We start from the raw sequence: 14,208 nt of genomic DNA, 5'->3' as shown, positions 1-14,208 counted from the left end.
TCCGGTGTCCGAGGAGGGTTCCGCGCGGCAGCAGGAGCTGCTCGAGGCCGCGTACGCGTGGGTGCTCGAGCGCGGCTGGGCGGGGATGTCGCTGCGCCCGCTGGCCGAGGCGATCGGGTCGAGCCCGCGTGTGCTGCTGTTCCTCTTCGGCAGCAAGGACGGGCTGGTGCGCGCGCTGCTGGCGCGCTCGCGGGCCGACCAGCTCGCGGTCGTCGACGCCGTCGGCGGGGGCGGGGACCTCGCCGCGGTGGGCGGGCGCGTCTGGGCGTGGCTCGCGGCGCCCGAGCACCGCGCGCTCCTGCGGCTGTGGCTCGAGGGCTACACGCACTCCGTCGCCGACCCCGGCGACGGCCCGTGGGCGGGGTTCGCGGCGCGCACCGTCGCCGACTGGGACGCGCTGTTCGCCGAGCACCAGTCCGTCGACGACCCCGCCGAGCGCGCCCTGCTCCTCGCGGTCCTGCGCGGGGCGCTGCTCGACCTCCTCGCGACCGGCGACGCCGCCCGTCTCGACGCCGCCGTCGCCGCGCACCTGGCGAGGCTCTGACGTGCGAGCGATGCGGCATCGCTGGCGTCAGAAGCCAGGATCGCCACATCCTCGGTGACGCGACACGCCGGGGAGCGGGCGTCGTCCGGGGTGAGTCAGCGTGGCGGCCACGCTGACGTTGAAGGTCAGGAAAGCCGCCACGATCATCGGCATCAGGCGGCGAGGCCCACGAGTGCCGCGAGCACGGTGGCGAGTCCGAGCACGAGGAAGGCCATCGGGAACCCACCGACGATCGAGGCCACGGCGACGCCGCCGGCCGGAGCGAGCGCGACCGCGAGGCTGACGGGCGCCGAGAAGACACCGTTGATCCGGCCGAAGGCGCGGGTGCCCCAGCGGTCCGAGACGGTCGAGGCCTGCAGCAGCGTGCTCAGGCCGCGACCGGCGCCGGCGACGACGGCGAGCGCGATGAGCAGCGCCGCCGGACCGGGGACGAACGCGAGCGCCACCACACCGGCACTGCCGAGCAGGAGGACGCCGGCGAGACGGGTGCGCGGGGTCGACCGTCGCACCAGCGGCACGAACGCCAGCCGGCCGAGCACCTGCCCCGCGCCGGTGAGCCCGAGTCCCAGCGCGGCCAGATCGAGGTCGAGGCCGCGGTCCATGAGCAGCGGGATCAGGTTGATCGTCGCCGCGAAGAGCCCGAAGGTGCCGACGGTCATGACGACGGTGACCACGGCGAACCGCGGGCTGCGCAGCACCGACCGTGCGTGCGCCGCGTCGTCGGCCTCCGACGTGCCCTTCCCGTGCGGACGCCACGGCGGCGTCAGGAAGACCGCGTGCAGCGGCACGGTGACGACGGCGAGCACGACGGCCAGCACGAGGTAGGTCTCGCGCCACCCGAGCCCGCCGAGCAGGGCGGCCGTCAGCGGTGCGAACACGGTGCTGGCGAAGCCGGCGACGAGGGTGACGGTCGTGAGGGCGCGGACGCGCTGCTCGCCGTACCAGCCGGTGAGCGCCGCGAACGCGGGCGGGTAGAACGTCGCGGACTGGGCGAGCCCGGCGAGCGCCCACGCCGCGTAGAACAGGGGCAGGGTCGGCGCGGCGGCGATCGCGACGACGGCGAGGACGCCGACCACGGAGCCCGTGGTCATCACGACCCGCGGCCCGTGGCGGTCGATGAAGCGGCCGACGACGATCCCGGCGCCCGCCGACACGAGCGCCCCGAGGGAGAACGCGCCGGTCGCGGCCCCGATCGACCAGCCGGTGTCGGTGCTGATCGCCGTCACGAGCACCGGGAACGCGTAGTAGAGGACACCCCAGCTGACGATCTCGGTCACGCACAGCGCGGCGAGGGCGCGGCTCCGGGCCTCCACATCGCCCACCCTGGACCACGGGCACGCGGCGTGCTCCGTGATCGTGGGGGCTTTCCTGACGTTGAACGTCAGCGTGGCCGCCACGCTGAGACACCCCGTGCCTCGGTGATCCCGCGGCGCACACGCCGGCGATGCCGCATCGCTCGCACGGCGCGTACGTTCGAGGCCGTGGTCGTCCCCGCCGATCTCCCGCACCCCCTGTCGCTCCCGCGACCGCTGGCCGAGCTCCCCGCACCGGCGGAACCGTCGCGCACCGACGTGCGGGTGGCGCTCGGGCGGGCCGCGGACGGAACGCTCGCCGACGACCCCGAGCACCCCGCGACGCTGGCCGACGCGACGACGCTGCTCGCCGCGCGGGGCGAGGAGCTCGACGCGCTGCTGGGGCTCGCCGCCGCCCGCCGCGACGAGCACCTCGCCGGCGAGGGGCGCCCCGGCGTCGTCACGTACAGCCCCAAGGTCTTCGTCCCGCTGACCCGGCTGTGCCGCGACCGCTGCCACTACTGCACGTTCGCCACCGTGCCCGGGCGCCTGCCCGCGGCGTACCTCGAGCGCGACGAGGTCCTCGAGATCGCCCGCGCCGGCGCCGAGCAGGGCTGCACCGAGGTGCTGTTCACGCTCGGCGACCGGCCCGAGGAGCGCTGGGCCGCCGCCCGCGACTGGCTGGGCGCCCGCGACCTGAGCACCACCCTCGAGCACGTCGAACAGTCGGCCCGAGCCGTCCTCGACGAGACCGGCCTCCTGCCGCACCTCAACCCCGGCGTCATGGACCTCGTCGAGCTCCAGCGGCTGCGCGGGGTGTCGCCGTCGATGGGGATGATGCTCGAGACGACGGCGACGCGGCTCTGGTCGCAGCCGGGCGGCGCGCACTTCGGCTCCCCGGACAAGGAGCCCGCCCTGCGCCGCCGCGTCATCGACGACGCCGGCCGTGCGCGCGTGCCGTTCACCAGCGGGATCCTCGTCGGCATCGGCGAGCACCGCGCCGAGCGGGCGCAGTCGCTGCTCGTGCTCGCGGAGTCGGCGCGCCGGGGCGGGCACCTGCAGGAGGTCATCGTCCAGAACTTCCGCGCCAAGCCCGACACAGCCATGCGCGGGGAGCCCGACGCCGAGTTCGACGCGTTCGTCGCCGCGGTCGCCGTCGCGCGCCTGATCATGCCACTCGGTGTCAGTGTCCAGGCCCCGCCGAACCTCGCGGGCGACCTCGACGACTCGCAGAGCGCCGCCGACGACCAGGCCCTGCTGCTGCGCGCCGGCATCGACGACTGGGGCGGCGTCTCGCCCGTCACCCCCGACCACGTCAACCCCGAACGCCCCTGGCCCGGCCTCGACGCGCTGCGGGCCGTCACCGGCGCGGCGGGGTTCACCCTCAGCCCGAGGTTGACGATCTACCCGCGCTACGTCCGCGAGCCGAACCAGTGGCTGCACCCCGACCTCGTCGACCCGGTCATCGCCCTCGCCGACCAGCAGGGGCTGGCCCGCCCCCGCCAGCCGGCCGCGGCGCGGTGAGCGTCCGCACCCACCTCGGCCCCCACCTCTCCGCGGCCGAGGCCGACCCCGCCGGCCTGTCCGACGAGGCCTACGTCGAGCTGCTCGGCGCCGACGGCGAGGAGCTCGACGCGCTGGCCGCGATCGCCGACGGCGTGCGCCGCGAGGCGGTCGGCGACCAGCTGACCTTCGTCGCCAACCGCAACCTCGATACCGCCGTCGTCCGCGACCCCGACCACGCGGACGCCCTGGTCGACGAGGCGTGGGCGCTCGGCGCGACGGAGGTCTGCGTGCAGGGCCCGCTGCCGGCCGACGTCCCGGACCGGGCGCCGCTCGACCTCGTCGCGCTGGTCACCGGGCGGCTGCCGCTGCACCTGCACGCGTTCCGTCCCGCGGAGGTCGCCGACGCCGCCGCGCGCCTCCGGCTCAGCCCGCGGGAGTTCCTGATCGCCGCCCGCGAGGCCGGTCTCGGGTCGGTGCCGGGCACCGCGGCGCGCATCCTCGACGACGACGTCCGCGCGCTGCTCACCGACGGCACCGACATCCCCGCCGCCCGGTGGATCGAACTCGTCACCACCGCGCACGAGGTCGGCCTGCGCTCCACGGCGACGATGGTCTACGGGCACGTCGAGACGCCGGCCGAGCAGGTCGCGCATCTGCGCGCCCTCGCCGCGATCCAGGACCGGACGGGCGGGTTCACCGAGTTCATCGCCATGCCACTCATGCCCGAGGCCCACCCAGCGGGCGGATTTCCTGACGTTGAACGCCAGCGTGGCCGCCAGGCTGACAGACCCCGGGAGACGCGAGCCCTGCACGCCGTCGCGCGGTTGCTGCTGCACGGGCGGATCGCGCACGTCCAGGCGGCGTGGCCCAAGCTCGGGCCCGAGCTCACGACCGCGGTGCTGCGCGGGGGTGCCGACGACGCCGGCGGCCTGCTCCTCGACGGCGCGCTCGATCCCGCCGCCGGGGCGGAGGCGGGCCGGCAGCTCACGCTCGTGCAGGTCGAGGCGCTCGCCGCCGACCTCGGCCGCACGCCGCGCCAGCGCACCACCGTCTACGGCGACCCGCCCCCCGAACGGATGGCGGTCCTGCGCGCCTGACCCCGCCCGGCCGTACGGTGACGCCATGGTCGACGGCGACACCGGGCGCGCACGTCTGTGGCTCGCGCTCACCCTCCTCGCGATCCCGGCCGTCGGCGGTGCGGTCGCGGTGCTCCAGCTCGCCTGACAGCCGGACGCACCGGGCGTAGGTTCGGGTCGTGGCTGATCACGGCGCGGGGTCCCCGGGATCACCGTGAGCGCACCCGTCGACGTCGACGTCGCCGTGGTCGGGGCCGGGTTCGCCGGCATCGGCCTGGGCGTGCGGCTGGCCCGCCGCCGGCGCGAGTCGTTCGTGCTGCTCGAGCGCGCCCACGGGGTGGGCGGGACGTGGCGCGACAACCGCTACCCCGGCGTCGCCTGCGACGTGCCGAGCCACCTGTACTCGTTCTCGTTCCGCCCGAAGCCCGACTGGTCGCGGGTGTTCGCGCCGGGCTCGGAGATCCACGACTACCTGCGCGACTCCGCCCGCGACGAGGGCCTCGACCCGCACCTGCGCCTCGGCACCGAGATGCAGCGCGCCCGCTGGGACGGCACGCGGTGGCGGATCGCGACGTCGTCGGGGACCTACCGCGCGCGGGTGCTCGTCGTCGCCGCCGGGCGCCTGTCCGAGCCGCGCATCCCCGAGATCCCCGGCCTCTCGGACTTCGACGGCCCCGTCTTCCACTCCGCGCGCTGGGACGGCGCCGCCGCGCTGGGCGGGCGCCGCGTCGGCGTCGTCGGCACCGGGGCCTCGGCCGCGCAGATCGTGCCCGCGCTCGCCGGCACGGCCGCCCACCTCGTCGTCTTCCAGCGGACCCCGCCCTGGGTCGTGCCGCGCGGCGACCGCGCCTACACCGAGCAGGAGCGCCGGACGTTCGCGCTCGACCCCGCCGCCGAGCGCGCCCTGCGCGAGGAGCTCTTCGACGAGGCCGAGGGCGCCATCGGGGCCCGTCGGCGGGTCCGCCCCGACATCGACCGGCTGCGCGACCGCGCCCTGGACCACCTCGCCGCGCAGGTGCCCGACGCCCGCCTGCGCGCCCGCCTGCGCCCGGACTACGAGATCGGCTGCAAGCGCATCGTCATCTCCGACGACCTCTACCCGGCGCTGGGTCGCGACGACGTGACCCTCGAGCCGAGCGCGCTGCACCGCGTCGAGAAGACCACCGCGGTCGCGGCGTCGGGCGCCCACCACCCGCTCGACGCGCTCGTGCTCGCCACCGGGTTCTGGACGACGCGGCTGCCGTTCGCGCAGCGCATCGAGGGCCGTCTCGGCCTGCTCGCCGACCGCTGGGCCGACGGGATGACCGCGCACGCGTCCACGGCGGTGCACGGCTTCCCCAACATGTTCGTGCTCAACGGGCCCAACGCGAGCCTCGGGCACAACTCCGCCGTCTACATGATCGAGGCGCAGATCGACCACGTCCTCGGCGCGCTGGACCATCTCGCCGGGACGGGGGAGCCCCTCGAGGTCACCGCCGAGGCCGAGGAGGCCTACACCCGCGAGATCGACGCGATGAGCGCGGACACGGTGTGGCTGCAGGGCGGGTGCCGCAGCTGGTACGTCGACGAGACCAGCGGGCGCCTGACGCTGCTCTGGCCCGGCACGGCCCGGTCGTTCCGGGCGCGGAACGGGACGTTCGACCCTCGGCCGTACGGGCAGTCGGCGGTGTCCGCTGCTCCTGCGGGCGGCGAGTGACCGGCGGCCACGCGGGGTAGCTACGTCCCACGCGGGCCGCGCCGGTCCGCGGTGAGTCGGGGACCGCGAGAGGAACGCGCCAGCGATGACGAGCGCCAGCACGACCGACACGGAGAACGGGGCGGCCGAGCCGACGCAGCTGGAGAAGCTGCGGGCCAAGTACCCCTGGCTCGACCACCTCGTCAAGGCCGCCACCCGGTACACCGAGAAGCACGGTGACCACTACGCCGCGGCGATCACGTTCTTCTCGATCCTCGCGCTCGTCCCGCTGCTCATGGTCGCGTTCGCCGCGGCGGCCTTCGTGCTGGCCAACGACCAGGCGCTGCTCACCGAGATCCAGAACAGCATCACGGCAGCGGTCCCGCCCGGCCTGGGCGACCTGCTCAACTCCGTCATCGACCAGGCCATCGCGCAGCGCAACGCGGTCGGCATCATCGGTCTGCTCGGTGCCCTGTTCTCCGGGCTCGGGTGGATGAGCAACCTGCGCGAGGCCCTCTCGGAGCAGTGGGACCAGCGCGGCGAGCCGCCGTCGATCGTCAAGCGCTACGGCAGCGACCTGCTCGCCATGGTCGGGCTCGGGCTGGCGTTCGGGCTCTCGTTCGCCGTGACCGCGGTCGCGACCGGCCTGTCGAACACGATCCTCGACTTCCTGGGCCTCGGCGACGCCGGCTGGGCGCACGTCCTGTTCGTCATCGCCGGCATCGTCATCACCGTCGCCGCGAACTGGCTGGTCTTCCTCTGGGTCATCGCCCGGCTGCCCCGCGAACCGGTGACCCTGCGGTCGGCGGCCCGCGCGGCCCTGCTCGCCGCGGTCGGGTTCGTGATCCTGCAGCAGATCATGACCGTCTACATCAGCAGCGTGACCAACTCGCCCGCCGGCGCCGCCTTCGGCCCGATCATCGGTCTGCTGGTGTTCGCGAACTTCGTCTCGCGGTTCATCCTGTTCGTCACCGCCTGGGCCGCCACGCTCAAGGAGAACGAGCGCGAGGAGCTCCCCGAGCCCGCCCCGGTGATCGTCCGGCCCGCGGTGACGGTCGGGCGCGTGCCCGGACCGCGCGCCACGGCGGGCCTGCTCGGCGCTGGCGCCATCCTCGGCGTGCTCGGCCTCGGGCTGGGCGGCCGGCGCCGCGACCGCGACTCCTAGGGCTGGTCCGCGGGCCCCAGCCACGCGCAGGCCATCAGCGCCAGCTCCACGTCGAGCCGGTCGTTCTCCGAGGAGCCGAGCGGCCGGCCGCGGACCTCGTGGGCCCGCGCGACGCGGTACTTGACGGTGTTGCGGTGCACCTGCAGGCGCGTCGCGGCCGTCGCGAGGCTGCCGCCGGTCGCGAGGAACACCCGCAGGGTCTCGCGTAGCCGCCCGACGCCGGGCTCGGGATCGGCGAGCGGGCCGAGGACGCGCCGCACCCAGGCCCGCGCGCCCTCGCGGTCGGCACACAGCAGCGCGACCGCGCCGACCTCGTCGAACAGCGTCACCGCGGGCGCGCCCGTGCCCGACGCGAGCGCGACGTCGCGGGCCCGTCGGGCCTGGTCGTGGGTGGTGCGGAACCCGGCGACGCCGGCCAGCGGCGCGCCGCCGGCGACGTGCAGCCCCGGGCCGTGGCGGGCGACCGCCCGGGCGAGCGCCTCGCGCGGCGGGTCGCCCTCGTCGCGGCGCGTGACCCAGACCCAGGCGCTGCCGGCGTCCCACGGCACCACCAGCGGCCGCCCGACCGCGTCGAGCGCCGCCCCGACGTCCAGCGCCACCCGTTCCAGGGCCGCGACCGCGTCGGCGGTCCCGGACGACGGCGGCTCGTCGGCCCACACCACGAGCCCGAGGTGCACGGGCGCGAGCCGGTAGGCCAGCGTCGTCTCGACGGCGAGCTGCTCGTCGGGGTCGGTGGGCGTGCGCCCGGCGAGGACGTCGCGCACGCGCGCGAGACGCAAGGCGTGCCGGCCCTGGCGCCAGTGCTCGCGCTCGGACTCGTAGGCGCCGATGACGTGCTGGGTGACGTGGTCGACGTAGTCCATGACCACGAGCACGATCCGCTGCGACGCCGCCGCGGCCGCCTCCCCGGGCCGGCGCGCGGCCTCGGCGAACGCCCACTCCATGAGGTGCGACTGGCCGACGCGGTAGGCGCGGACGAGGGCGTTGACGGGGACCTCGCGCTGGGCGAGGCGCCGCGCGTAGGCCATCGCCGCCGCCGGGGGCTCGACGTCGCGCGGGTCGAGGTCGTGGCGCAGGACGTGCAGGATCGTCTCGACGTTGCCCTCGACGCTCGCGGCCAGCAGGTCGAGCAGCGCGGGGTCGCCGCGCAGGTCGTCGATGCGGCTGGCGAGCACGTCGCTGATCGAGGCGCTGACCTCGGCGCGGTGGGGGGCGAGTGCGGCCGCGACCTCGGCGACCTCGGCCACCGCGTCCTCCGGGGTGGGGGACGGCTCGACCATGACCACCCTGCGACCACCACCCCGAGTGCGCCTGCGCCGGCCCCCTCCGGCCGACCGTAGCCGCCCCGGGATGTGACGACCAGCACTCGCCGCGACACCGCACCGTGGGACGACGGCGGGGACAAGGCCGGGCGCGGTGATTCGTCCCCGGCGCACAAGCGACGTCCGTGTGCGCTGCATCACGCTCGGTGGGACCCGTCCCCGACCTCCCAGGGAGCCCCCACATGGCCGTCCACCCCGAGGCGCAGGCACTCCTCGACGCGCTGGTCGAACAGGGCATGCCGCCGATCGAGTGCATGACCGTCCCGCAGGCCCGCCAGGCCGCCGGGGCCTTCGTCGACCTGCAGCCCCCGGCGGAGGAGGTCGGCACCGTGTCCGACCGCGCGATCCCCGGCCCCGGCGGCGACATCCCCGCGCGGATCTACGTCCCGCACGGCGGCGGCAGCGGCGGCGTGCTCGTGTACTTCCACGGCGGCGGCTGGGTGATCGGCGACCTCGAGACCGTCGACCGGCCGTGCCGCTCGATCGCGAACGCCGCGGACGTCGTCGTGGTGTCGGTCGAGTACCGCCTCGCGCCCGAGCACGTGCAGCCCGCCGCGTTCGACGACTGCTACGCGGCCACCGCGTGGGTCGCCGACCACGCCGACGAGCTCGGCGTCGACGCGTCGCGCCTCGCGGTCGGCGGCGACTCGGCGGGCGGCCACCTCGCGGCCGCGGTCAGCCTCGCCGCGCGCGACCGCGGCGGCCCGGCGATCGCGTTCCAGATGCTGCTCTACCCGGTCGTCGACTTCGACTGGACCAGCCCCTCGATCACCGAGAACGCCGAGGGCTACCTGCTCGGGCGCGCCACCATGCAGTGGTTCTGGGCGCACTACCTGGGCGCCACCGACCCCGCCGACGACCCGTACGCCTTCCCGCTGCGCGCCCCCGACCTCTCCGGGCTGCCCCCGGCGTTCGTCGGCACCGCCGAGTACGACCCGCTGCGCGACGAGGGCGAGTCGTACGCCCGCCGGCTCGAGGAGGCGGGCAACACCGTCACCGCGAAGCGCTACGACGGCATGATCCACGGCTTCCTCTGGACGCTCGGCGCGACGCCGTCGGGTGCCGTCCTGGTCGACGACGCCGTCGCCGCCCTGCGCCCCGCCCTCAGCCCCACCGTCTCCGCCTGATCCCGACGACCAGAGGAGGAGCACCGTGACCATCACCGAGAGCAGCCCCACCACGCGGGCCGGCGGGAGCGGGGACGTCGAGCACGTCGACGTCCTCGTCATCGGCGCCGGCGTCTCCGGCATCGACGCCGGTCACCACCTGCGTGAGCGCTTCCCCGACAAGACGTTCGCCATCCTCGAGAAGCTGCCCGGCCGGGGCGGGACGTGGTGGACCCACCGCTTCCCGGGCGCCCGCTCGGACTCCGACCTGTTCACCTACGGCTACGCCCACAAGCCGTGGCGCGGGCCGTCGATCGCCACCTCCGAGGAGATCACCAACTACCTCGACGAGGTCATCGAGGAGGACGACCTCAAGGCGGTCATCCGCTACCGGCACACCGTGACGGCGGCGAGCTGGTCGTCGGCCGAGCAGCTGTGGACGGTCGACGTCCACCGCGAGGACACGGGCGACACGCTGCAGATGACCTGCGGCTTCCTGTGGATGTGCCAGGGCTACTACAACCACGCCGACCCCTACAAGCCCGACTGGCCGGGCACGGACCGCTTCCGCGGGGTGATCGTCCACCCGCAGCAGTGGCCGGAGGACCTCGACTGGACCGGCAAGCGCGTCGTCGTCATCGGCAGCGGCGCGACGGCGGCGACGGTCGTGCCGGCGATGGCCGAGTCGGCCGCGCACGTGACGATGCTGCAGCGCACGCCGACGTTCGTCGCCGCGGTGCCGAAGACCCACGAGCTCGCGGTCCAGCTGCGCGCGCTCGACATCCCCGAGGAGTGGACCCACGAGATCCTCCGCCGGGCCTACATCGAGCAGTTCAACGAGCTGACCCGGATGTGCCAGGAGACCCCGGAGGAGGCGCGGACCTGGCTCCTCGACGAGATGCGGCCCTACCTGCCCGAGGGCTACGACGTCGAGAAGGACTTCAACCCGGGCTACCGCCCGTGGCAGCAGCGGATCGCGGTGGTCCCGGACGGCGACATCTTCACCGCAATCAGCGAGGGCCGGGCGTCGGTGGTCACCGACACCATCGACACCTTCACCGAGACCGGCATCCGGGTCTCCTCGGGCGAGGAGCTCGAGGCCGACATCGTCGTCTCGGCGACCGGGTTCAACCTCAGCGCCCTCGGTGACATCCCGTTCACCGTGGACGGCGAGCCCGTCGACGTGTCGCAGCAGGTCACGTGGCGCGGGATCATGATCTCGAACCTGCCGAACATGGCCTACGTCTTCGGCTACTTCCGCCACAGCTGGACGCTGCGGGCCGACCTCGTCAGCGACCTGATCTGCCGGCTGATGACGACGATGGAGAACCGGGGGGCCCGCTCGGTCACCCCGACCCTGCGGGCCGAGGACGCGGACATGGAGATCCGTCCGTGGTCGGACCCGGAGAACTTCAACTCCGGGTACGTCATGCGCTCGCAGGACAAGATGTTCAAGCAGGGCGACCGCGTGCCGTGGACGCACATGCACGAGTACGCCGAGGAACGCCACACCCTGCCCGCCGCCGACCTCGACGACGGGACGCTGCACTACGAGTAGCTAGCGGTACGCCGAGCGCCGGACCTTGCCCGCGTCGTCGCGCAGCGCCTCGGCCGAGCGCCGCCACGCCCGTGGCCGCTTGGCCGGGGAGAGCCGCGCGGCAACGTGGGCGTCCAGGTCGGCGTCGGTGACGTCGCCGTCCGTCTGCACCACGGCGTGGGCCACCGAGCCGAGATCCTCGTCGGGGGCCGGCACGACCACGACCGACACGACGGCCGGGTGCTCGAGGACCGCCGCCTCGATCTCGGCCGGGTACACGTTCTGGCCGCCCACGACGATCATGTCCTTGGCGCGGTCGGCGAGGTAGAGGTAGCCGTCGGCGTCGAAGGACCCCATGTCGCCGAGGGACTCCCAGCCGCCGGGGCGTGCGCGCGCCTCCGCCCCGATGTAGCGGTAGGTCGTGCGCCCGGGCTCGGGACGCAGCCAGAGCTCGCCGACCTCGCCGACGGCGCAGCGCCGGTCCCCGTCGAGGGTGCGGGCCTCGATCTCCCCACCGGTCACGCGGCCCACGGAGCCGGGGTGCTCGAGCCACTCGCGGCCGGTGATCGACGTGCGCGCCTGCGCCTCGGTGCCGGCGTAGCCCTCGAGGACGCGGTCGGGGCCCAGCCACTCGATGACCGCGCGCTTCACCGCGGGCGGGCACGGGGCGCCGATGTGGAACAGGGTGCGCAGGGCGGGGAGGGCCGGCAACGAGCCGTATCCACCGGTCGAGCTCCGCTGCGCTCCGTCTCCCGCCAGCCGGACCATCCGCCCCATCATCGTCGGCACCGCGTAGATCCACGTCGCCGCGTGCTCGTCGGCGAGCGCCACCGCGCGGGCGGCGTCGAAGCGCCCCATCAGCACGACGTGGTTGCCCCGCAGCAGCGCGAGCAGCGAGAACAGGTACGGCGCGTTGTGGAACAGCGGCGCCGTGCACAGGAACGTGCCGTCCGGCTCGATGCGGTAGACGTCGGCGCGGCTGGCGACGATGTCGAGGACGCCCGGCTCGCCGGCGACGATGACCTTGGGGCGGCCGGTCGAGCCGCCCGAGGTCGGCGCCTTCCAGGCCGGCGGCGCCGGGGCGGGCGGCGGCGGGGTGTCGGGGCCGTCGGGCTCGTGGCCGAGCGTCAGCGCGTCCGTGCCGTGTGGCGCGACACCCGGGTCGGTGCCCGGCGCGAGGCCGGCGACGACGGGCGGGCGCACCACGTCGAGCACGGCGGCGAGCTCGGCCGCCGAGAGCTTGTGCGACACCGGCTGCGGGACCGCGCCGAGCTTCCACGCCGCGAGCGTCAGCGCGTAGTGCTCGGCGACGTTGGGGTGCGCGATCGAGACGAAGTCGCCGGGGCGGACGCCGCGCCCGGCGAGGTCGTGGGCCCAGCGGTTGGCGTGGGCCTCGAGCTCGGCGGTGGTCCAGGTGGAGACATCGTCGGTCACCGCCTGGCGGTCGGGCCGCTCGCGCGCCATGCGGGTGAACGCCTCGCCGAGGGGTTCGGGCTCCATGCCCCGATCCTGCGCTCAGCGGCGTCCCGAGCGCAGGGCAACCAGGCCGCCGACGCCCGCGACGACGGCGATCAGCAGCAGCGGCGTGCCCCACGACGACGACGTCGCGCCGGACGACGGTGCCGGCCCGGCGTCGCCGCCGCCTGTCTCCGGGACCACGCTGACCTGGGGGCCGTCGCCCGGGGCCGGCCCGTCGGTGAGGGTGCCGACGCCGCGCACGTCGGGGAGCGCGAAGCCGTGGTCGAGCAGCGCGGCCGCCTGCTGGTACATCGGCGTGGGGCGCTGCTCGCCGTGCATCAGGACGACGACGAGCCGCCGCCCGTTGCGTTCGGCGGCCCCGATGAACGTGTGCCGCGCGTCGTCGGTGAAGCCGGTCTTCCCGCCGAGGTAGCCCTGGTAGCCGCTGGTCAGGAGCTTGTTGTCGTTGACGACCTCGAACGGCGGGTTGGTGCCGTAGCCCGGGAACGGGATGCGCGTGGTGGCGACGGCCTGGGCGAACGGGGCCTCGCGCATCGCGACGCGGAAGATCGACGCGAGGTCGTAGGCCGACGTCTGCATCCCGGGGCCGTCGAGCCCGGACGGGGTGGCCGCGCGGGTGTCGAGCGCGCCGAGCTCGCGGGCCGTGGTGTTCATGAGGTCGACGGTCGCGGGGACGCTGCCGGTCAGCCGCACGGCGAGCGCGTGGGCGGCGTCGTTGCCCGAGGCGATCATCATCGAGTCGAAGACCTGACGGATCGTGTACTGCCCGCCGGGCCCGATGCCGACCCGCGTGCCCTCCTGGTCGGCGTCCTCCTGCGTCCCGGTGATCGTCTCGTCGAGGGGGAGCTGCCGGGCGACGAGCAGGCCGGTCAGCGTCTTCATCAGCGACGCCGGGCGCAGCCGCGCGTGGGGGTTGCGGGCGGCGAGGACCTGGCCGGAGTCGAGGTCGGCGAGCACGTAGGACACGACGCCGACCGCGGGCGCGGGCGGCGCGCCGTCTCCGACGACGTCGCCACAGGCGCCCAGCGCCGCGCCGCCGATCGGCGGGTCCGGGATCGGGAGCGGCGTGGGCTCCGGCTGGCCGGGCTTCAGCACCTCGGACTCGTCCACCGGCGGGCCCGGCGCGGTGCCGAAGGGGCAGGAGGCGTCGGCGGGGAGCGCCGGGTGGGCGGACGCCACGCCCGGCAGGGCACACAGGACCAGCGCGAGGAGCACCGTCACCGTCGCGACGCGACGTCGGGAACGCACCGGGGCGACCCTAGACGCCGGGGTCGGGCTCGCGCGGACCGACGGGTCGTGTCGGGGGGAGCGACCGTCGAGCGAGGGACTCCCTCGCTGCCTACCAGGCAGCCGGGGTGACCCTCGCTCCCGATCCCGCGAGCCGGCGGCGGGCGCCCCTCGCCGGTCTAGTTGTACTCGGCCAGGACGTTGGTGACGGTCGGCGTGGCTGATTGAACGAGGAAGGCCCTTCGGGCGAGGTGGGGGTGTCTGACGCCGCCCGCCCCA

Annotated in this window: 11 protein-coding genes; 7 read left to right on the top strand and 4 right to left on the bottom strand. The window is 75.0% G+C overall.

What is annotated here, in order from left to right; translation table 11 throughout:
* Positions 1-4 precede the first annotated feature (4 nt).
* Positions 5-544: a TetR/AcrR family transcriptional regulator gene (locus EV188_RS27385; protein ID WP_133829514.1), complete on the top strand. Its 540-nt coding sequence runs from the start codon at positions 5-7 to the stop codon at positions 542-544.
* 152 nt (positions 545-696) lie between these two features.
* Here EV188_RS27385 and EV188_RS27380 read toward each other — a convergent pair whose 3' ends face one another.
* Complete coding sequence (locus tag EV188_RS27380) at positions 697-1,857, bottom strand: MFS transporter (RefSeq protein WP_243742035.1); 1,161 nt, start codon at positions 1,855-1,857, stop codon at positions 697-699.
* A 168-nt stretch (positions 1,858-2,025) separates the two neighbouring features.
* Here EV188_RS27380 and cofG point away from each other — a divergent pair, with 168 nt between their 5' ends.
* The 4 genes from cofG to yhjD all read left to right on the top strand — a co-directional run bounded on the left by cofG (position 2,026) and on the right by yhjD (position 7,258).
* On the top strand, positions 2,026-3,360 hold the full coding sequence (gene cofG / locus EV188_RS32830; protein WP_243742034.1) for a 7,8-didemethyl-8-hydroxy-5-deazariboflavin synthase CofG: 1,335 nt from the start codon (positions 2,026-2,028) through the stop codon (positions 3,358-3,360).
* Entirely contained in the window at positions 3,357-4,439 is a 1,083-nt protein-coding gene (locus tag EV188_RS32825) for an FO synthase (RefSeq protein WP_243742033.1), read from the top strand. Before cofG ends, EV188_RS32825 begins: the two co-directional genes overlap by 4 nt.
* A gap of 193 nt (positions 4,440-4,632) precedes the next feature.
* Positions 4,633-6,114, top strand: a complete 1,482-nt coding sequence (locus EV188_RS27370; RefSeq protein WP_208114401.1) for a flavin-containing monooxygenase — start codon at positions 4,633-4,635, stop codon at positions 6,112-6,114.
* An 85-nt stretch (positions 6,115-6,199) separates the two neighbouring features.
* Positions 6,200-7,258: an inner membrane protein YhjD gene (gene yhjD, locus EV188_RS27365; RefSeq protein ID WP_133829512.1), complete on the top strand. Its 1,059-nt coding sequence runs from the start codon at positions 6,200-6,202 to the stop codon at positions 7,256-7,258.
* On the opposite strand, the gene EV188_RS27360 is transcribed toward yhjD, so the two are convergent.
* The gene (locus EV188_RS27360) at positions 7,255-8,538 is read right to left on the bottom strand and encodes a PucR family transcriptional regulator (RefSeq protein ID WP_133829511.1); all 1,284 of its coding nucleotides are present in this window, start codon (positions 8,536-8,538) and stop codon (positions 7,255-7,257) included. The genes yhjD and EV188_RS27360 overlap by 4 nt on opposite strands.
* A 224-nt stretch (positions 8,539-8,762) precedes the next feature.
* On the opposite strand from EV188_RS27360, the gene EV188_RS27355 reads away from it, so the two are divergent.
* Together EV188_RS27355 and EV188_RS27350 are read left to right on the top strand one after the other, a co-directional pair.
* Positions 8,763-9,707 (top strand): alpha/beta hydrolase, encoded by a 945-nt coding sequence (locus tag EV188_RS27355; protein ID WP_133829510.1) that lies wholly within the window; start codon positions 8,763-8,765, stop codon positions 9,705-9,707.
* Positions 9,708-9,732: 25 nt separating this feature from the next.
* Positions 9,733-11,244, top strand: a complete 1,512-nt coding sequence (locus EV188_RS27350; RefSeq protein WP_133829509.1) for a flavin-containing monooxygenase — start codon at positions 9,733-9,735, stop codon at positions 11,242-11,244.
* Here the strand turns inward: EV188_RS27350 and EV188_RS27345 are convergent, their stop codons facing one another.
* Together EV188_RS27345 and EV188_RS27340 are read right to left on the bottom strand one after the other, a co-directional pair.
* The gene (locus EV188_RS27345; RefSeq protein WP_133829508.1) at positions 11,245-12,723 is read right to left on the bottom strand and encodes an AMP-binding protein; all 1,479 of its coding nucleotides are present in this window, start codon (positions 12,721-12,723) and stop codon (positions 11,245-11,247) included.
* A 15-nt stretch (positions 12,724-12,738) separates the two neighbouring features.
* On the bottom strand, positions 12,739-13,950 hold the full coding sequence (locus EV188_RS27340) for a D-alanyl-D-alanine carboxypeptidase family protein (protein WP_133829507.1): 1,212 nt from the start codon (positions 13,948-13,950) through the stop codon (positions 12,739-12,741).
* Positions 13,951-14,208 lie beyond the last annotated feature (258 nt).

Source organism: Actinomycetospora succinea (genome assembly GCF_004363095.1).
In the GTDB taxonomy this organism is placed as follows: domain Bacteria; phylum Actinomycetota; class Actinomycetes; order Mycobacteriales; family Pseudonocardiaceae; genus Actinomycetospora; species Actinomycetospora succinea.
The sequence above is the reverse complement of the archived record's forward strand: the minus strand, read 5'-3'. Positions and strand labels throughout refer to the sequence as shown.